Origin of the sequence: Streptomyces sp. NPDC047869, from assembly GCF_040704065.1 — a bacterium.
Taxonomy (GTDB): Bacteria; Actinomycetota; Actinomycetes; order Streptomycetales; family Streptomycetaceae; genus Streptomyces.
The window spans coordinates 80,092-99,250 of sequence record NZ_JBEYRK010000001.1; the positions used below are offsets into that span (position 1 = coordinate 80,092).

General features: G+C 71.9%; 16 protein-coding genes. 9 read left to right on the forward strand and 7 right to left on the reverse strand.

Annotated features, from left to right (window positions below; translation table 11 throughout):
• Nucleotides 1-110 precede the first annotated feature (110 nt).
• Together AB0924_RS00395 and AB0924_RS00400 are read left to right on the forward strand one after the other, a co-directional pair.
• Nucleotides 111-869 (forward strand): Clp protease N-terminal domain-containing protein, encoded by a 759-nt coding sequence (locus AB0924_RS00395; RefSeq protein WP_358937509.1) that lies wholly within the window; start codon nt 111-113, stop codon nt 867-869.
• A 79-nt stretch (nt 870-948) separates the two neighbouring features.
• Nucleotides 949-2,646, forward strand: coding sequence for a bifunctional 3'-5' exonuclease/DNA polymerase (locus AB0924_RS00400; RefSeq protein WP_366910300.1), 1,698 nt, complete (start codon nt 949-951; stop codon nt 2,644-2,646).
• Nucleotides 2,647-2,653: 7 nt separating this feature from the next.
• Here the strand turns inward: AB0924_RS00400 and AB0924_RS00405 are convergent, their stop codons facing one another.
• Nucleotides 2,654-5,968, reverse strand: coding sequence for a BTAD domain-containing putative transcriptional regulator (locus AB0924_RS00405; RefSeq protein WP_366910301.1), 3,315 nt, complete (start codon nt 5,966-5,968; stop codon nt 2,654-2,656).
• 773 nt (nt 5,969-6,741) lie between these two features.
• Between AB0924_RS00405 and AB0924_RS00410 the strand changes: the two genes are divergently transcribed.
• The 7 genes from AB0924_RS00410 (at nt 6,742) to AB0924_RS00440 (ending at nt 11,828) form a co-directional block, all read left to right on the forward strand.
• Nucleotides 6,742-7,263 (forward strand): hypothetical protein, encoded by a 522-nt coding sequence (locus tag AB0924_RS00410; protein ID WP_366910302.1) that lies wholly within the window; start codon nt 6,742-6,744, stop codon nt 7,261-7,263.
• A 115-nt stretch (nt 7,264-7,378) separates the two neighbouring features.
• Nucleotides 7,379-7,753: a hypothetical protein gene (locus AB0924_RS00415; protein WP_366910303.1), complete on the forward strand. Its 375-nt coding sequence runs from the start codon at nt 7,379-7,381 to the stop codon at nt 7,751-7,753.
• Between the two features lie 193 nt (nt 7,754-7,946).
• Entirely contained in the window at nt 7,947-8,882 is a 936-nt protein-coding gene (locus AB0924_RS00420; RefSeq protein ID WP_366910304.1) for a hypothetical protein, read from the forward strand.
• Nucleotides 8,879-9,202 carry a hypothetical protein gene (locus AB0924_RS00425; protein WP_366910305.1) on the forward strand — a complete coding sequence of 108 codons (324 nt, stop codon included), beginning with the start codon at nt 8,879-8,881 and terminating at the stop codon, nt 9,200-9,202. Before AB0924_RS00420 ends, AB0924_RS00425 begins: the two co-directional genes overlap by 4 nt.
• Before the next feature lie 2 nt (nt 9,203-9,204).
• The gene (locus AB0924_RS00430; protein WP_366910306.1) at nt 9,205-9,414 is read left to right on the forward strand and encodes a hypothetical protein; all 210 of its coding nucleotides are present in this window, start codon (nt 9,205-9,207) and stop codon (nt 9,412-9,414) included.
• Between the two features lie 3 nt (nt 9,415-9,417).
• On the forward strand, nt 9,418-9,603 hold the full coding sequence (locus AB0924_RS00435) for a hypothetical protein (RefSeq protein ID WP_366910307.1): 186 nt from the start codon (nt 9,418-9,420) through the stop codon (nt 9,601-9,603).
• Nucleotides 9,604-9,692: 89 nt separating this feature from the next.
• Entirely contained in the window at nt 9,693-11,828 is a 2,136-nt protein-coding gene (locus AB0924_RS00440; RefSeq protein ID WP_366910308.1) for a zonular occludens toxin domain-containing protein, read from the forward strand.
• Between the two features lie 147 nt (nt 11,829-11,975).
• Here the strand turns inward: AB0924_RS00440 and AB0924_RS00445 are convergent, their stop codons facing one another.
• The 6 genes from AB0924_RS00445 to AB0924_RS00470 form a co-directional block, all read right to left on the reverse strand.
• The gene (locus AB0924_RS00445; RefSeq protein ID WP_366910309.1) at nt 11,976-16,031 is read right to left on the reverse strand and encodes a hypothetical protein; all 4,056 of its coding nucleotides are present in this window, start codon (nt 16,029-16,031) and stop codon (nt 11,976-11,978) included.
• A gap of 390 nt (nt 16,032-16,421) precedes the next feature.
• A complete protein-coding gene (locus AB0924_RS00450; RefSeq protein WP_366910310.1) occupies nt 16,422-16,805 on the reverse strand; it encodes a hypothetical protein in 384 nt (127 codons plus the stop codon).
• 233 nt (nt 16,806-17,038) lie between these two features.
• Nucleotides 17,039-17,866 carry a hypothetical protein gene (locus AB0924_RS00455; RefSeq protein ID WP_366910311.1) on the reverse strand — a complete coding sequence of 276 codons (828 nt, stop codon included), beginning with the start codon at nt 17,864-17,866 and terminating at the stop codon, nt 17,039-17,041.
• Entirely contained in the window at nt 17,863-18,480 is a 618-nt protein-coding gene (locus AB0924_RS00460; RefSeq protein ID WP_366910312.1) for a hypothetical protein, read from the reverse strand. Before AB0924_RS00460 ends, AB0924_RS00455 begins: the two co-directional genes overlap by 4 nt.
• Nucleotides 18,477-18,716, reverse strand: coding sequence for a hypothetical protein (locus AB0924_RS00465; RefSeq protein WP_366910313.1), 240 nt, complete (start codon nt 18,714-18,716; stop codon nt 18,477-18,479). The genes AB0924_RS00460 and AB0924_RS00465 overlap by 4 nt, the downstream gene beginning before the upstream one ends.
• The gene (locus AB0924_RS00470) at nt 18,713-19,144 is read right to left on the reverse strand and encodes a hypothetical protein (RefSeq protein ID WP_366910314.1); all 432 of its coding nucleotides are present in this window, start codon (nt 19,142-19,144) and stop codon (nt 18,713-18,715) included. The genes AB0924_RS00465 and AB0924_RS00470 overlap by 4 nt, the downstream gene beginning before the upstream one ends.
• Nucleotides 19,145-19,159 lie beyond the last annotated feature (15 nt).

Sequence of the window (19,159 nt, forward strand, 5' to 3'; positions counted from 1 at the left end):
CGACAGCGGACGCAGACCGTCCACAGCCTGTGGACAACTCGGCGGGTCACAGCGCCAGGAACTGTCAACCGACAGTTGACACTCCCTTCGGCGCAACCTACGGTTGACACATGGCGACCAACCCGAACGTCACGGCATCCGTACGCCTCGACGACCTCATCGCGGCGATCAAGAAGGTTCATCCCGAACCCCTCGACCAGCTCCAGGACGCGGTGATCGCCGCCGATCACCTCGGTGACGTGGCCGACCACCTGATCGGCCACTTCGTGGACCAGGCCCGCCGGTCGGGCGCTTCCTGGACCGACATCGGCAAGAGCATGGGCGTGACCCGGCAGGCGGCGCAGAAGCGGTTCGTGCCCAAGGAGTCGGCCGACCTCGACCTCAGCCAGGGCTTCAGCCGCTACACCCCCCGCGCGCGGAACGTGGTGATGTCCGCGCACAACGAGGCGGTGGCCGCCCACCACTCCGAGGGCCGCCCCGAGCACCTGGTCCTCGGCCTGCTGGCCGAACCGGAGGGCCTGGCCGCGAAGGCGATCACCACGCAGGGCGTCCCGCTGGACACGGTGCGCCAGGCCGCGACCGCGGCGCTCCCGCCGGCCGCGGAGAACGCTCCCGACCTAGTCCCCTACGGCCCCGAGGCCAAGAAGGTCCTGGAACTCACCTTCCGCGAGGCCCTCAGGCTCGGCCACAACTACATCGGCACCGAGCACCTCCTGCTGGCCCTGCTGGAGCACGAGAACGGCACGGGCGTCCTCAGCGGCCTCGGCATCACCAAGGCGGCGACCGAGGAGTTCATCGGCAAGGTGCTGGCGACGCTGCTGGAGCACAAGAAGGCGGCGGCGGACGCGGAGGAGGCGGCGACGGACTGACCCCGGGCAGCGCACGGCTCCGCCGTGATGAACCCGCAGGTCACAGCCATTGTCAGTGCCGCCTGCCAGACTCCTTCCCATGTCCGGCCGGTGGGCTCTCGCGGCGGCCGAGGACGGTGGCGTGGACGTCGCCCCCCTCGGCCCCGACGGGCTGCCCGCCGGGCCGGTGCGGCGGGAGAGCGATCTCGCCGGGGCGGTGCGGAGCCGTCCGGAGGTGACGCGCTGGGTGTGGCGGTCGACCGCCGACGTCTACCCGCGTCTGCTCGCCACGGGGGTGCGAGTGGAGCGGTGCTACGACATCGAGGTCGCCGAGACACTCCTGCTGGGCCACGAGGGGCGGTACGGCGAGCCGCGCTCGGCCGCCGCCGCCCTGGCCCGCCTCCGCGGCGGCCCCGTACCGCCCGACCCACCGCAGCGGCAGGCCGAACCGGGCGCCCAGTCCCCGCTGTTCGAGCCCGCCGGCAACCGCCTGCCCCTCACCGACCTGCTCGCCGTCTACGCCGAGCAGCAGCGGCGGCACGAGCGGACCGCCCACCCCGACCGCATGCGGCTGCTGACCGCCGCCGAGTCGGCGGGGATGCTGGTGGCCGCCGAGATGAACCGCTCCGGCCTGCCCTGGAGCGCCGAGGTCCACCGCGAGCTGCTGCGCGACCTGCTGGGCGAGCGGTACGCGGGCGGCGGCGAGCCGCGGCACCTGGCCGAGCTGGCGGACGAGGTGTCGGCCGCCTTCGGCCGCCGGGTGCGGCCCGACCTGCCCGCCGACGTCGTCAAGGCCTTCGCCGGGGCCGGGATCAAGGTGCGGTCCACCCGCCGCCGGGAGATCGCCTCCGTCGACCACCCCGCGGTCAAACCGCTGCTGGAGTACAAGAAGCTGTACCGCATCTGGGTGGCGCACGGCTGGTCCTGGCTGCAGGACTGGGTCCGCGACGGACGCTTCCGGCCCGAGTTCCTGGCCGGCGGCACGGTCACCGGGCGCTGGGTGACCAACGGCGGGGGCGCACTGCAGATCCCGAAGGTGATCCGGCGGGCCGTGGTGGCCGCCCCCGGCTGGCGGCTGGTCGTGGCCGACGCCGACCAGATGGAGCCGCGCGTCCTGGCGGCCATCTCCCGCGACCCCGGCCTGATGGAGGTGGCCGGGCGCGAGAGCGACCTGTACCAGTCCGTCTCGGACCGCGCCTTCTCGGGCGACCGGAACCAGGCCAAGCTGGCCGTGCTCGGCGCGGTCTACGGCCAGACCTCCGGTGACGGTCTGAAGAACCTCGCCGCCCTCAGACGCCGCTTCCCCCGGGCCGTGGCCTACGTCGACGAGGCCGCCCGGGCCGGCGAGGAGGGCCGGCTCGTCCGCACCTGGCTGGGCCGGACCTGCCCACCTGTCGCCGGCCCGGACGAGGACGCGGCCGAGGAGGCGGGCATCCCGGTCGGCGACGACGACACCGAGAACCAGGCGGACGGCCCGGGCTGGGGCCCTGGCCACGCCTCGGGCAACTCCCGCGCGCGCGGCCGCTTCGCCCGGAACTTCGTCGTGCAGGGCAGCGCCGCCGACTGGGCCCTGCTGCTGCTCGCCGGGCTGCGCCGGGCCTGCGCGGACCTCGAGGCCGAGCTGGTCTTCTTTCAGCACGACGAGGTGATCGTGCACTGTCCCGCCGACGAGGCCGACACGGTCGTCGAGGCGATCCAGGAGGCCTCGCGCCTCGCCGGGCGGCTGACCTTCGGCGAGACACCGGTGCGCTTCCCGTTCACGACCGCGGTGGTGGAGTGCTACGCCGACGCCAAGTGAGGGCAGGTCAGCACACCGGGGTGCCGGCCACCAGCTCCCGCAGCTCCTCCAGGACCGCCTGCTCGTCGGTGCCGTCCAGCGCCGCGAGGGCCGCGTGCCAGACGTCGCGTGCCTCCGCCCGCCGTCCCTGCTCACGCAGCAGCAGCCCGTGCTGGTGGCGGGCCAGGCCGCCCATGTAGCGGTCGGCGCGGGCGTCGGCCCGGCGCAGCAGCTCCGCGCACTCGCGGGCGGCCCGCTCCATCTCGCCGAGCCGTCGCAGCGCGCGGACCAGACCGAGCCGGGTCTGCGACTCGCCGTGCCAGTCGCCGTGACCGCCGAGGATGCGCAGACTCTCCTCGAAGTGCCGTGCGGCCGCCGCCGGTTCTCCGAGGGTGAGGTGGGCGTATCCGATGTTGCAGTGGGCCGAGTGCCGCACGACGACCGCGCCGATCGCGTCCCCGATCGCCAGCGAGCGCCGGTGCCGCTCGATCGCCGCGCGCGGGTCGGTGTGCTCGTAGAGGTTGCCGAGATGGCTGTGGGTGATGGCCTCCCCGTAGGGGTCGTTGAGCTGCCGGGAGTAGGCGAGGCTCTGCCGCAGCGCGTCACCGGACTCCGCGAACCGGCCGAGCCCCTCCAGCAGCAGCCCGCGGTTGTTCAGGCTGCGCCGGATCCAGGAGACCCTGCCGAGCCGCCGCCAGATCGCGAGGGCGTCGTCGGTGAGGGCGAGGGCGTCGTTCTGCCGGCCGGTCAGGAAGTGCAGCCCGGCGAGGTCGCCCAGCGCGTACGCCTCGGCCGCCGCGTCCCCGAGCCCGCGCGCCGCGTCGAGCGCGGCCCGCCCCAGCACCTCCATCTCGGCCACCCGGCCGCGCCGCCGCATGTAGGGGAAGAACAGCCGGACCAGCACCGAGAGAGCGGCGGCCCGGCGCCCGGCGGCCGTGCCTGCGTTGCGCTCCACCAGCGCGACGATGTTCTCCAGTTCCATGTCGCCCCAGGCGAAGGCCTGGTCGGCGGACTCGAAGGGCGGCAGGGACGCCACGTCCGCCGCGTGTTCCGGCGGCTGCGTGGAGGTGGGCCGGCGGCGGTCGTCCTGGTCGAGGCCGGGCTCCTCGAGGGCGGTCAGCACCCGCTCGGCGGCCGCCGCGTACCAGCGCAGGGCGGTGAGGTCCGGATCGGTGCCGGCGGCCGGCCCGGCGCTCGCTCCGGCCAGTTCACGGGCGAAGTCGCGGACCAGGTCGTGCGGGGCGTAGCGGCCGTACTCCGTCTCCTCCAGCAGGGCCACGTCGACCAGCCGGTCCAGGGCGGCCTCGGCGCGGCGCGCGTCGGTACCGGTGAGGCGGGCGACGAGCATGGCGCCGTAGGTCGGCAGGTCGAGTTCCCCGATGCGGCGCAGTACGAGGGCCGCGTCCCGGTCGGCCTCGCGTTCGGCGGCGGCGAGTGCGTCGTGGGCGACGGCGAGGGACCGGCGGACACTCAGGTCGTCGTACTCCAGGTGGGGCAGCCTGCTGCCCGAGGCGGCCAGTTGTCCGGCCAGTACGTCCGGGGTGAGGGCGCGGCGGGCGGCCAGCCGGGCGGCGACCACCCGCAGTGCGAGTGGGAGCCTTCCGGTCAGCTCGATCAGGGCGTGGCCGGCGTCGAGTTCCTCGCGTCCGCTCACGGCCCGCAGCAGCGCGGCGCTGTCCTCCCCGGTCAGCGGGTCGAGCGGGAAGCGCCGGGCGCCGTCGAGGGCGGTCAGCGGCGACCGGCTGGTGACGATCACCGCGCAGCCGGGCCCGGCCGGCAGCAGGGGCCGCACCTGCGCCGCGCTCGCCGCGTCGTCCAGCATCAGCAGGACACGGGACGGGGCGAGCAGGGAGCGGAACAACGCGGCTGCGGCGTCCGGGTGTTCGGGGATGCTCCGGGGCTCCGCACCGAGGTCGCGCAGCAGGGCGGCGAGCGCCTGGGCCGGGGTGAGCGGGGTCATGCCGGGTGTGGCGCCGTGCAGGTTGACGTGGAGCTGGCCATCGGGGAAACGGTCCCGCAGCGTGTGGGCAACGTGCAGGGCGAGCGCGCTCTTGCCGACGCCCGCCATACCGCTGATCACGGCCAGTCGGCCGCCCCGGGCGGCGAGGGCCTGCCGCAGGTCGTCGGACTCGGCGGCCCGGCCGGTGAAGTGAGGTGGTGAGGGTGGGAGTTGCGCCGGGACGGGGGCCTGGGGCGAGGGGGACGCCGGGTCCTCGGACGGACGCGGGGCCGCGCCGGCACCACCCGCGTCCCCCATGCCGGCGGTGCCGCTGTCGCCCTCGCCGTCGAGCACCCGTGCCCCCTGCGGGGCGGAGCCACCGCGGGCGGGTACCGGTGTGCCGCGGAGGGTGGGGGCGGCCGGCCCTCCTCCGGCCGGTACACGAGCGCCACGGGCGTCCGCCCCGACGCCGGCCGGGGCATGGGCGTGACCGTACGCAGAGGCGCTTCCCGCGTCACCCGTCTCTCCCCGCGCCGGTGCCGTGACCTCCCGCAGGACCTCCATGTGGGCCTCGCGGACCGCCGGGCCGGGCTCGACGCCGAGTTCCTCGATCAGGCGGGCGCGCAGGTCGCGGTGGACGGCGAGGGCCTCGGCCTGCCGGCCGGTGCGGTGCAGGGCGAGCATGAGCCGGCGATGGTAGGCCTCGCGCAGCGGATGCTCGGCGACAAGCGCCGCCAGCTCCGGCACGATGTCGGCCAACCGCGTTCCGCCGAGCGCGAGTTCCGCGTCGTACCGCCACTCCAGCAGAAGCAGCCGCGCCTCCTCCAGGCGCTGCACCAGAGCGTGGCCGCCGAGGTCTGCGGCGAGCCCGCCGAGCGGAGCGCCGCGCCAGAGCGCGAGCGCGGACGTGGCGGCACACACGACGTTCCGCCAGTCCCCCCGCGCGTGGGCGGCGCGTGCCGCGGCGACCCCGGCATCGAACACGTGCACGTCCAGTTCACCCTCGTCGACGCGCAGCAGATAGCCGGGCGCCACGGTTCTGAGCCGCTCGGGGTCGTCCAGGAGCCGGCGCAGCCGGGCGACGTGGTTGTGCAGCGAGGCCTGCGCGGAGACGGGGGGCGCCCCGCCCCACAGGGCGTCCTTCAGCGACTCGGCCGAGACGACCCGGCCGGCCTCCAGCAGCAGTGCGGCGAGCAGCGCGCGCACCTTGGGGCTGCCGATGGCGCGCGGCTGTGTGTCAGCGCCGCCATCGGGGGCAGAGTCGTGGGTGCCGGGATCACCGTTGGGTTCGCCGTGCGGACCGGCGCAGGGGTCGTACGAAATCCCGTACGGCTGTCGGTCGTACAGGGCGGGTGGCCCCAGCAGTCCGAACCGCAGCTCGTACCGCCGCTTCACGCTGCCCACTGCCTTCCCGCGGTCCTGCTCCCGGCCGGCCGATCGGCGGCTTGCGGACGAACCGTTGGCCCCATGTTAGCGATCTGTTGGCGAGCCCTGATGTGATCATTCCATCGGACCCGGCCCGACGGCGCGCGCGTCGCACGCGTAACTCGGGGGAGTGTCGCCGCAGGCCTGGTCCGGGGACGCAGAAGGACCCCGGTCGGCGGAGGTGAACGGCCGGGGTCCTGTCCCGCCCTCTCCGCATCGCTGACCACTCAGCCGCACTGCGCGTCGCCGATATCCCGGCCGACCCGCATGCCTCTCTTGTCCTCGGCGCTCAGGCCGGCGACCGCGAGTCCGAGTGCCGCCAGAATCGCAATGCCCTACGCACGCCACGCGCCGCGGCGCGCCGCGCCGGGCAACGGAAAACCCCGGATCCGTCGATGACTGACCCGGGGTCCCAGAAGAGCCGCTTTCGGGATTCGAACCCGAGACCTACGCATTACGAGGTCTTGATGGGCGCCCCGCCAACCTGCCGAGTAGCCCACACAGGGCTCTGACCTGCGGATTTTCTATATCGGGTTCTGTCGGGTTACCCGCTTCTATCTAGTTCTCATGTGTACGTCATGTGTACTGCGATCAAGGGGACGCGGCAGACTTTCTCTCCGCTTACGTGTTCACTATGACCACGATCCTGTGTATGGTGGACACGTCGCCGACAGAACGGCGGCGGCCCCAACCCGGTGCTACCAACACCGTGAAGGGGCCTTCGGATCTACCTGCCACAACAGGAGAACCGCATGGCACAGTCTGCCATCACCCAGCACGTCGCGGCACTGGCCGCGATCCCTTCGCAGCCGACGGCCGCCGACATGTCGCAGCCGGCCGAGCCCCGCACGTGGACGTTCACCGACCGGGTCACCGGCGAGAAGTTCACGTACACCTGCATGCCGGGCTGCACCATCAACCACCAGCAGGACGCCGAGCGGCCCATCTTCCGCGAGGACGTCTGGTGCTGGTTCTGGGACGAGTCCCTGACCCTGCCGGTCAACGCGTCCGGGGAGCCGGAGGAGTTCCGCGTCCTGGACACGGTCATCAAGGTGGAGCCGTGGTCCCAGAAGGTCGCCGAGCGGCTGCCGTTCGCCGTGATCGAGCTGGTGGACGACCACTTCATCGACGGCCTGGACCCGGACGGCCTGGAGACGGTCATCAGCACGCTGGCCGCCCGGGTGGAGCGGATGCGCGAAACGCACCGCCGGCTGGTCGAGGTCCGCGCCCAGTACAAGGAGCAGGCCGCGCGTAACGAGGGCGGTGCCCTCTGATGCCGCGTCGCAACGGGAACGTGAACACGACCCGGCAGCGGGTCGCCGTCGAGGAGCTGCCGAAGCGGGACGCCCGCCGGCTGGCCACCAAGGCCCGCCGCCGCAGGTGGTCGGCGTGATCGCCGAGCCGCGCCGCTGGGCGCTGGAGACGATCGACCACGGCACGGTCACCGTCGAGTGCCCGCCCTGGTGCATCGGCCACGGCTGGCAGGTCGGCGGCGGCATCGGCCGGAACGACATCACGCACCGCTCGGTGCGGGTGAAGGCCGGCACCGTCACCGATGACGACCGCTGGCTGCCGATGCTGGCCGCGAACATCTCGTGGGCCCCGTTCCGTGAGCTGGTCCCGGTGATCTCGCTGGTGTTGGACGCGGAGGGCGACTTCCAGGCCGAGGACGGACGCCACGTCGCCGAGGGCCTGCGGCTGGCCGCGATCCGTGTCGAGGCCCTGGCCACGGAGGCCATCCGGCTGAGGGGCGAGATCAAGTGACGTCCCGCTGGCCCGTTCGCCGGCCGACCGAGCATGCCGCACTGCGTGCGGTGTGCCGGTCGGCCCGGCCGATCCCCCCTGTTCCTGCCCTCATGGCCGCGCTGGTCGACGCCGTCGACCGCCGGGACCTCGAGGGCGCTTGTCTCGCGTCGCACCGCGTGGTGCGCGCAGCTTCCCCGAAGGAGTTCGGAGAGTGAGCAAGCTGAAGAAGGCAGCACCCTGGGTGCTGCCGACCATCCTGACCACCATCGCCGTGGCGTGGGCCATCGACGCCATCGGCGGCATCCTCGCCGAGCAGGCCGCGGCCCCGTTCGCCTACTCCGTCGCCGTCCTCTATGACGCCGTGTGGCTGTACGCCCTGGCACAGGAGACCGCGCACCGCCGGCAGGGCTCCAGCGCCCGGCTGCCGAAGGCCATCGGCTGGGTGTTCCTGCCGCTGACCGTGGCCGTCCTCGGCGCCCGCGGCCTGCTCGCCGGTGACGTCCTGGCCGCCGTGGTCGGCGCGCTCATCCCGGTGCTCGCGAAGGTCACGCTGATGATGGCCATCGACCGGGACCGCACCCGGATCAGTCCGCGGGCTCAGGCCGCCATCGACCGGACCCGCGCCACGACCCGTGACCGGATCGCCGTCTCGCGTGCCGTGGCCGCCGCCCAGGCCGACGAGACGAAGGCTGCGGCGGAGATCCTGAAGGGCACCCGGGAGGCGGAGGCGGACGCCGTCACCGTCACCCATGACGCCTTCGAGGCGTACTCGAACGTCATTGACCAGCACCCCCTGCCGGAGGCGGTCGCCGAGCTGCCCGGCCTGGTGTCTGACAGGGAGCTGGAGGCCCTGCTGTCGGGGGGCGTGCCCGATGGTGTTCCCGCACTTGGCACGGGGGGTGACGGCCAGTCCGGCACGGGCGGCGGCACACCCTCGGCACAGGCCTCGAAGGCCGCCAACGACCAGGCAGTCGCTCTGCTCGCCGCACAGCTGTACGCGACGAACCCGCCTCCGTCGAAGCGGAAGTTCCGGGAGGCCATGCGCGCCGAGATGAACGCCCGCCACCTGACCGGCTCGTGGGAGACGATCGACGCCCTGTACGACCGGGAGAAGGCCCTGGCCGGGCCGGGCGGGGGCCAGCCGTGAGCGCCCTGGAGAAGGCCGCCCAGGACGCGGTGGCCGCCGCCGACAACGCGGAGCTGACCCGGCAGATCGCCGCGATCCTCGCCGCGCAGCAGCTGCTCGCCCAGCAGCAGCCGCAGCAGCAGGCCGTCCCGGCCCAGCAGTTCGACACGAAGAAGTGGCTGACGGTCGGCGGTCTGGTGGTGGTCGGCGGGGGCGTCGCCTGCTTCCTCGCCGCGTCCCTCGCTCTGCTCGCCGTCGCGGTCGCCGTCGGCGGCGCCTGCGCCACCGCCTGCCTGCTCATGCTGCGCGGTCTGTACCGCGACTTCCTGAAGGAGAAGTGACCATGCCGACCCGTACCGACTACCTGGCCAAGGCCAAGGTCGCCGCCCGCCGGGCGGAGCAGCTCGCCGAGCGCGCCGAGACCTTCGCCCACGGCAACGACGCACGGCAGGCCGAGATGTACGCCGCGGTCTCCCAGGCCTGGTCGGCAGAGGCCCGCACCTGCGCCGCCATCGCCGCCGCCCTGCCCGCCGACGACACCACGGAGGACTGACCGATGCCCGCTTCGAAGCATGACCCGCACAACCTGCGTGAGCTGGCCGCAACGGTCGTGATCGGCTACCGGATCGCCCGCCGCGAGGAGAAGGGCAAGCCCACCAAGGCCCTCGAGAACCGGGCCGCCCGCATCCGCGAGAAGGCCCAGGAGCGCGAGGACGCCAAGGCCAAGGCCCGCAAGAAGTAGCTACGCCACGGGGCGGCCGTCACCGGCCTAGGAACCGCCGGCCGCCCCGTGTCCCCGGATCACCCATCGAGCAACCGGAGATGACCAGCATGACCGAGACAGCCCCGGAGCGGGTAAACGGGCACGTCAAGCCGCAGGTGTCCCTACTGAAGTTCGCCCCCGAGCAGCCGCCGGCCCCGGCCGCCGAGCCGGTGAAGGAGCAGGCCGCGCCGCGGCGCCGTATCCGCATCGACCACCTGCGCCGCGTCGTCGTGGAGACCCGCTCCAACGCCGGCTACCGGCTCGCCGTCCGGCACGGCGCCTACGCCTGGGGCGGTACCCGCATCCTCGGCCGCCGCGCCTGGGACGGCCGCACCGCCGCCCGCTACCAGCGCATGATGCGCATCGCGGAGGCCGGCGGGAATGAGGAGCTGGTCAGGGAGTGGGAGCAGCGGCTGAGCTCCTACCGGGCCGCACGGCAGAATCGGCGCATGGAGCTGCTGCAGATGGCCATCAACGCGCCGAAGGCCCTGTTCACCGGCACCGCAGCCGGGGCGGGCGCGCTTCTGCTGCTGGGCGTCCTGCTCGCCTGGAACAGCCACGACGTGCACGACGTCCTCGCCCCGATCAATACGGTCGTGGACTTCGTCGCCCTGGTCGCGTTCGTTGCCGGTGTCATCTGGGGGCCGCTGCTGTACGCGCTGCCGTGGCTGGCCCTGGTCAGCGTGTGGGCGGTCGGCCGGCACCAGCGCACCGCACCCGTCTGGGCGCTGCCCGCCGACGCTCAGGATCAGGGCGTTGTGCCTGATGAGAGCGCCATCATCCGCGCGCTGGGCAACCTGGGCATCGCCCCGCTGAACAAGGCCATCAAGGAAGGCTGGCAGCCTCGTTGGGTGCAGCCGTCGACCCGCTCCGGGAACGGCTGGCACACCAAGCTGCAGTTGCCGCTCGGCGTCACCGTCGAGATGGTCAACGTCAAGAAGAACGTGCTGGCCCACAACCTGCTCAGGAAGCCGGTCGAGGTGTGGCCGACCGAGCCGCCGAAGGAGCCGGGCGTCCTGGACCTGTGGGTCGCTGACCAGGGCTCTCTGTCCGGTGCCGTGCCGCCGTGGCCGCTGCTGAAGGAGGGCACCACCGACTACTTCAAGGGTGTGCCCGTCGCCGTCTCCCAGCGGGGCGAGCCCATCATCGGCAAGCTCATGGCGTCCAACTGGATCGTCGGCGGCATCATGGGCTCCGGGAAGACGTCCATCGTCGTCTCCCTGCTGCTCGGCGCCATCCTTGACCCGCTGGTCGAGGCCGAGGTGTACGTGATGGCCGCGAACGTCGACTACGACCCGCTCAAGCCGCGGCTGAAGACGCTGGTGAAGGGCGACGACAAGGAGCAGCTGAAGGCCGCACTGGACCGGCTGCGCACCCTGACGCAGGAGGTCACCGAGCGGGGCAAGCTCCTCGAGGACCTGGGCGGCGAGTCGCCCAAGCTCACCCGCGAGATGGCTCTGAAGGACGCCAGGATGCGGCCGCGGGTCGTCGTGTTCGACGAGTGCCACGAGCTGTTCATGGACAAGGAGTACGGCAAAGAGGCCGCTGAGCTGGCCATTCGCGTCATGAAGAAGGCGCGGAAGGTGGGCATCACCCTGATCTGGACCACGGTCTCGCCGACCGCCGACAGCCTGCCGCGGGACGTCACCCGCAACACGTCGCACCGGGTGGCGTTCGCGGTCGGCGACCAGGTCGCCAACGACGGCCTGCTCGGCTCGGGCAAGTACAAGGCCGGCATCCGGGCGACCGAGCTGGTGCCCGGGCAGGACATCGGTACTGCCGTGACCTACGGGTTCACCGCGAAGCCGTTCGAGGTGATCCGCTCGTACTACGTGGAGCGGGACGCGGAGAAGGGCATCGACAACGTGACGCCGGTCGTCGAGCGGGCGATGGGCCTGCGTGAGGGCACCGGGCCGGTCGATGAGCCGACGTTCGAGCCGCCCGACCCGCTGGCCGACGTCGCCGCCGTCCTCGGCGATGAGCCGCGGGTGCTGGTTCAGGAGGTGCTGCACCGGCTCGCCGCGAAGAACCCGGACGCCTACCGCAGCTGGGGGCCGGCCGACCTGAAGAAGGCTCTGGAGCCGTTCGGCGCCCAGCAGTACAAGTCTGACGGCCGCATGGTCGTCGCCCGCGAGCGCGTCCAGGACGCCGTCCTCGAGCGGCTCGCCGAGGACGACGAAGAGCAGGGAGACGGCGAGATCTGAGGGAGTTCTCCCTACCCGGCTCCCTGAACGGCCTCCCTGGGAGTGACCTGCGCAGATGGGAGCCCAGGGAGGCCAGGGAGGCAGCACCGAAGGGGCGGTCGGAGACCCGGAAACGGGCCTTCGGCCGCCCCTTCTTTGCGTCCCTCCCTAGCCGGCGTTGATGACCTGGATAAGCCGCTGCTGGCTGTCGCGCACCTCAGCGCGGGCGATGTTCCGCACCGGCTCGTCGCCGACCCACACGTTCAGCGAGATGTCGCCCAGGGTGGCGCTGCTGCTGGAGCCCGCGAGGACGTCCCACTGCCTGGTCGTCAGCACCGGCTCAGGACGGCCGGTCCCGTTGTAGGCGAGGTTGAGCCCCGGCTGGAGCATGCCGCCCGTGTCGTACCAGTGCGGGCTACGGGACAGCCAGGAGTTCCAGGCGCCCGCCGGGGAGCCGTACCGGGACTTGATGTAACTCAGGCCCCACCGGATCTGCGTGGCCGCGTTCGTCCGCCAGTCAGCGCCCGCGGATGCCATCTTCGAGGCGGGCAGCGACTGGGGGATGCCGTAGGCGCCCGAGGAGGCATTGAGGGCGTTCCAGCGCCAGCCGGACTCGCCGTTCCACAGGCTGATGAGCGGGTTCATCTGGCCCGGGCCCCACCCGTAGTTGGCGAGCAGTGCGCGGGCGATGTTCTGCGCCTGCCGTGCGGACGCGCCGTGCGCTCCCAGGTCGCCCAGGCCGCCCGTGCCGCCGCTGTCGCCGCTGAAGGTGACCAGCTCCTTCAGCCCCTTGAAGACGCGCTTCGGCAGGGCGAGCGCCAGCTTGCCCCAGGCCGCCGACCGCACCTTGTTGAGCGGCTCGATCAGCTTGCCGAGCAGGCCGTCGAGGGCCTTGCCCGGGTCGGTCAGGAAGCTGGTCGCCGAGGAGAACATGTCGCCGAGCTTGCCGCCCAGGTTCTTGATGCCGCCGAAGACGTCACCGAGGATGCCGCCGTCCGCCATCAGCTGCCCGCCGGCCTGCTGCCACAGCGCCAGCGCCCGGCCGCGATAGCGGGGGTCGGTCGGGATGACGTACTCCGGGTGCTGCGGCCGGCCCTCGCCCACGATCGCCGTGGGCCGGTTGAAGACACCCGGCTGCACAGGCAGCGTGCCGCCACGGGCGAGCAGCGGCAGCGTGTCCAGCTTCGGCAGGCCCGGCACCCACTTGCGGATGCTCTTCCACGCCGACACGACGCCCTTGTTCCACACCTGGCCGATCACGAAGTTGATCGGGTCCTTCGTCCCCTTCTTGATCCCGGACCAACTCTTGACGATGGCGTCCTTGGCGTCCTTGAAAGCGTCCTTCACCTGCCGGATCGACGTCTTCAGCGCCTCGAACGACGGCTTGATGACGTTCTTCCACGTGTCGCGGATGGCGGGGGCCAGCTGGTTCTGCCAGTACGGCTTGACCACCTTGGTCCACAGCCACTTGAAGACGTCGCCGAGGGTGCCGAGCAGGGACTTCGCCGCGTTGAACTGCGGCTTCAGGATCACCTTCCACCACCAGACGACCAGGTCGGCGATGAGGTGGAAGTGCGGCTTCACCGCGTGCGTCCACAGCCAGCCGACCACCCGGCCCAGCGTGCGGAACAGCGGGATCACGAAGTTGGTGAAGTAGGGGCTGATGATGTTCTGCCACAGCCAGACGACGATGCCGGCGATGGCGTCGAACGCAGGCTTGATGCCCTTCTGCCACAGCCAGTCCGCGCCGGCCTTGATGGCCCGCCAGACGGTCTGGACCGCGTCGCGGAACCATTCGAAGTGGTTGTACAGGTAGATGACGGCGAGGACGACCGCGCCGATCGCGAGGACGATCCAGCCCCACACGCCGAAGCTCATGATCAGTTCGAAGGCTGCCATTGCCCCGTTCAGGGCCAGCTGCCACAGCGCCCACAGCTTCGTTGCCAGGAACAGGCCCCAGATGGCGATGGCCAGCTCGGGCGCGTGCTTCGCCAGCCAGCCGATGCCTTCGGCGAGACCGCCGACCACCCGCAGCAGCGGCCCGGAGACCGGGGACAGGGCGCCGCCGATGTCGAGGAAGGCGCCCGCCACCTTGCCGAGGGCGTCCCCGATGAGCGGGGCGTGCTCGGAGGCGTAGGACAGGAACCGCTCGAAGGCGGGCGAGCCCTTCAGGCCCTTGCCCCAGTTCGCGAACCGCTTCGTGATCCGCTGCATGGTGCTGGAGATGTCGCCCATGTGCGGCAGGAAGGCGTCGATGATCCCGGCCATGCCGGTCAGTACGTTGCCGAAGGCGATACCCAGGCCCTTGATGGCGGGCTTCACGCTGTGCTGCAGGTCCTTCTTGAAGCCCTGCCAGAACGGCTTCTTCAGGTTCGCGGACGCCCGGTCCTGCAGATCCTTGATGGCGTCCGCCGCCTCGAGGACGAACGGCGTCAACGTGGGAAGGAAGTTCCTCATGCCCTTCAGGGCCCGGGTGAAGATGGGCATCACGGCCGGCTGCAGGGACCGGGACCAGGCGCCGAACGCCGACTTGAGGTCGACGAACGCGCGGAGTGTCTGCCGTGCGGACGGGGTGAGCTTCGCCAGCTCCGCCTGGTACTTCGCCTGAGCGGTCGCCGCGGCGTTCGCCCCGCCGGCCGTCGAGGCCTGCGCCTGCTGCAGCTGCCGCTGAGCCGCGGCCGCCTGCTCGGCTGCCTGCGCTTGCGCGTTCGCCACGTTCGCCTGAGCGTCCGCGATGCGCTGCTGAGCCTGGGCGATCTGCTGCGCGTTCTGGGTGGCCGTGCGGGCCTGCTCGGCCTGGGCGTCCTTCAGCGCCCGCGTCCGGTCGGCGACCTGCTGCTGAGCCTGCGCCAGCTGCTCCTGAGCGCTCTTCACGGTCTTGGAGCCGTCGACGCCGGCCTTGTTCGCGGCGTCCGTGTCTTTCTTCAGCCGCTGCGTCTGAAGCTGCTGCTCCTTCAGGGCCTGCTGCGCCTGGTCGTAGGCGAGCTGGGCCCGGGCCCGGTCCGCCTCGGTCGCCGAGGAGTTCGCGAACACCGCATCCCGCTGCTTCTTCGCGTCGGCGAGGTCCAGCTCGGCCTGCCGCTGCGACAGCTGAGCGTCCGCGAGGGAGTTGTTCATGTCCTGCAGCTCGCGTACCGCCTGCGCGCGGGCCAGGTTGAGATCCTGCTGCGCCTTCGTGGCGGCCTTCTGAGCCTCGCTGAGGGACCGTTCGGCGTCCTGGACGGCCCGGGCGGCCTGCTGGGACCTCAGAGACGCCTGAGCGGCCGTCTGGGCGGCCTGCTGCCGCGCCTGGGACACCTGAGCCTGCGCCTGAGCGATCTGCCGGGCGCCGTTGCGCTCCGCAGAAGCCACGGCGGCCTGAGCGGACGCCAGTTGCAACGCCCTCGAGGACGCTTGCGCCGCCGCCTGACCACCGCTCAGCGTCGCCTGCGAGGCAGCGTCCTGGGCGGCCTTCTGCGCCTGCAGCACCGTGCCGATCTGCTTGAAGGCGGGCACCGCCACCAGCGCCACCGACCCGATGCCCGCGGCGGCGGCCGCACCGGCGGCAGCGATGGCACCCAGGCCGGCCGCCACCACAGGCAGCACCGGGATGATGGCCGGGCCGAACGCGATCGCCGCGGTCGTGAGGGCGTTGAAGTTGGCGGCCGCCGAGTGCGTGTCGACGTCGACGTCCGCCGTCTGGCCGTCGAGCCGGTTGATCTCGGCCTGGAAAGCGGCCAGCTGCGCCGAAGCCGAGCCGGCGTCCACCCGGACGGACACATTCGCCGACGACGCCGACAGACGGGCCAGACGCTCCCGCAGGTGGTCGATCGCGGCGACCGCGTCCGCCTCGCTGATGTCGATGCCGATCCGCGCGTCCCGCAGCCCCATCAGCTGCCGGCGGATGTTGTAGATCTCCCGCTCCGCGTCCGTGCTGTTGGCGTTGAGCCGGACCTCGGGCAGGTCCCGGAGTGCGGCCTCTAGGCGGCCCTTGAAGCTGCGGGCGAAGCTGCTGCCAGTCTGGGCGCCCTGCCGGACCGCCGCGGCCTGAGCCTGCTGGCCGCCGCGGGTGATGCCCTGGACGAACGCATTGGATAGATGTGAAGTCAGATAACGGCCGACGACCCGGCCGACCTCGTCGCCCACCGAGTGCGCGGCGGGGACAAGCTGGTTCTGCATGCGCTGGCGGACGCCTTGCGCATTGGGTATGACGTCGACCTCGACGGATCCCACGCTGATTGCCATGGCTGCCCCTTTCGGCAGTCCGTTCGGCGCGGGCCTGAAGGGGGTCTAGAGCAGATCGTTAACGCGACTTGATGGGCCGGGACCGTGGCTGTACAGCCGCCCGGTTCACCTGGGGGGTCACCCCCTGCCCCGGCTCTTCCCGGATCGGAGACGTATTGGCGCTGTCCCTCTGTACGGGTCTGGGGGATTCGATCAAGGACTGCCAGTCCTCGCCGTCCATCCAACGGCGGCGAGCCTCCTGCCACTCCGTGCGGGCCAGGTAGTGCTGGAAGTGGCCGCCCGGCTCGTAGTCGGCATCCCAGGCCGGGTCGTGCCAATCGTCGAACCAAAACTCCGCCAGCTGCGGAGGCATCCCGGCCGGCGGACGCTGCCGCCGCTGCTTCGGCCGGCTCATCCCGTACCGTTCCAGCGCGTCAGGGCCGCCCTGCGGGCGCGGTCCGTGCGGAACTGGGCATCCCGGCCGTCCTGCTCCTCGTCAGACAGCTTCAGCGCCCCCAACAGGCGGGCGACCAGCGCCCGATGCTGCCGCAGCTCCTGCACCAGCGGATTGGCGACGTCCTGCCCCATTGAGCCCTTCACCACCAGCGGCGCCGTGTGCAGCTCGGTGTGCATCCGCTCGATGAGGTCGACCTCCCGGCACGCGTCCTCCAGGACGCGCAGCTCGTCCGTGCGCAGCTCGTGCTCGGTGAGGACCGCCTGCCACAGCTCGGCGCCCCGCCGGCCCAGCTCGACGGGCGGCTCAGGCAGGGAATCCAGGCCCTGGATCACCTCCATCGGCTCCTCCTTGATCGTTGAAAAATGCAGAAATTCGAGCAGGCAAGTTCCGGGGTGCTATACCCGCCCGATCCGGGAGAACCGGGGGGAGGGGTGTCACCCCCCACCCCGGCCGGCCCGGCGCGGGCCTTCGGCGCTGGTGCGGCTTGGCTGGTAGCCCGAGAGCGCCGCACCATGGGTCCGATGCCTGACATGCCCTGCAGGATCGGTGCCGTTGACGCCGAGATCATGGGTTATGCCGTCTCCGCGAGGTGCTGCCTGACCGCTGCCTCTGCCCCTGCGCGGTTGCGTGCCGACCGCATGGCGAAGCCGGCGTCACGCCATCGCTCCACCTGGGCAGCGCGCTGCCTCACCTCACCCGGTGTGGCCAGCAACAGGGACAGCTGGTCCTGCCTGACCAGGTACACCCAGCGTGCGACCGGCTGCTGCCTGAGGTCCCGCCACTGCGCGATGGCAGGTGACAACCTCTTCCAGTCGTCGGCCAGTACCTGCTCGGCGGTCGGCTCAGGCAGGGCAGCCACGGCGAACAGGGCGTTGTCCCTGCCTCCATCTCCACCAGCGACCTTGACCATGTCGGCTCGGTCGGAGATGAGCTGCTCCAGCTGGACGGCTGCGCCTTCCGCCTTCGTGTACGCGGCCGCGTGAGCGGCGTTGTTCCAGTCCATCCGCCGGGGGTCGAGCTGGTCCAGGGCGTCAGGCAGCTTGGCCGCGGCCTTGCTGATGACGCCGACGAGGGCGGCGTACTCCTTCTGCAGGCCTTCGATCCACGCCGGGATGGCCGCGCGGACGGTCTGCACATACCGGTGGTCGGCCTCCTCGTGGAACCGGTTCGCCGCACGGCGGGTGACGTCGAGCAGCTGCAGCTCGGCGGCATGGTCGCGGATGAGCTGCTGAACGCTGGCCGCATCGTCGGGCAGGGCGGGCCGCTCGGGGTCGGGCCGGCGGGCCGTGTCGGCTACGGCGGCCTGGACGGCGGCGGCCTGCCGCACCGCGTCGGGTACGGGCAGCTTGCGCCGCTCGGCGGCCGTGACCGCCTTGAGGGCGTCGGCGACGTTGCTCACGCGGCATCACCACCGAACGAGGCGACGGGGAGCGGGCTGCCGGGCTCGTCGAGGCTCTGCTCGGCGTAGCCCTGAACCTGGGCGATGGACGCGTTGCCGAGGATGGACGGCAGCGGGGCGACGTGGGCGAAGCCGTGGCGGACGCTCCAGTCGCTGCTGCGGGTCTGGGGCAGGCTGTTGTATTCCTGGGCGGCCTCACGGAAGCCGGGCCGGGTGTCGGCGTAGGTGTTGAGGACGTCGCTCCAGTCCCAGGCGGCGGCCTGCTGGGCGATGGCCTGAGCCATGGTGGTGTCGCCTTCGCGCAGCGCGGTCTGCAGCTGCTCGGCGGCGACGCGCGGGTTGTCGAGCTTGGCCGCCCGGTCGTTGGCGTCACGGCGGGCGATGACGGTCTGCGCGTCGGCTGCGTTCTCCCGTCCGAACATCTTCCGCTGCAGGGCCTCGCGGCGGCCCTCGATGGCGTCGACCTCCTGCTGCCTCAGCCGGTCCATGGCGCCCTGCGCTTCGGTGTACGCCTTGGCGGCCAGCACGCGCTTCGCGTGGTCGCTGTAGGTGCGGCTGGACTCGATGCGGGACAGCTTGGCGTTGTAGGTGGCAAGGATCTGGTCGCGGGTCATGTGAGGTTCCCTCCGGATTCGAAGATCTTGTCTTGCATGCCGAGGGCGATCTGCTCGGCTGCGCGGGTGCTGTGGGTGGTGGTCACGGCTTCGGCGAGCCCCATCAGGGCGTGCTCGGCGACCGTGGCCAGCTGGTCGGGGGTGAGGGTTTCGAGCAGGAGCTGGACGGCTTCGCGGTCGCCGCGCAGGGCGTGAATCATCACGCCGCACGTCGTCAGGCCCAGGTCGAGTTTCACGCGCCCTCCCCCTGCCAGCGGCGGAGCTTGGCCGCGTGCCGGGACTGCAGGCCGTAGCCGCGGGCTTCGTTGAGCTCGGCGCGCTGCTGGCGCCGGCCGTCCCGCCTGGCGCGGGCAGCGGCGATGCGGGCCTGCACCGCCTGGTCGACGGCAGAGACCGGGGCCGCGGTGCCGAGCGAGTCGTAGCGCTGGCCGGGGATACGGTCTTCCACCCACGGGGCGCGGGCGACGTCCTGCGCGCGGTGCGACGCTCCCTTTCGCTGCCGCGTCTTGTGCAGCCGCCACAGCGGATCCGCGCCGAGGCGTTCTTGGGTGGCCTGCTTCCTGGGGGCGGTGCACTCGACTCCAGGCTCCGCCTTGCAGGTCGGGCAGCTGTTGGCCATCGCGTACTGGTACGAGGACGGCCACGGGGTTCGGTTCTGAGGCAACGTGACTCCTGTCTG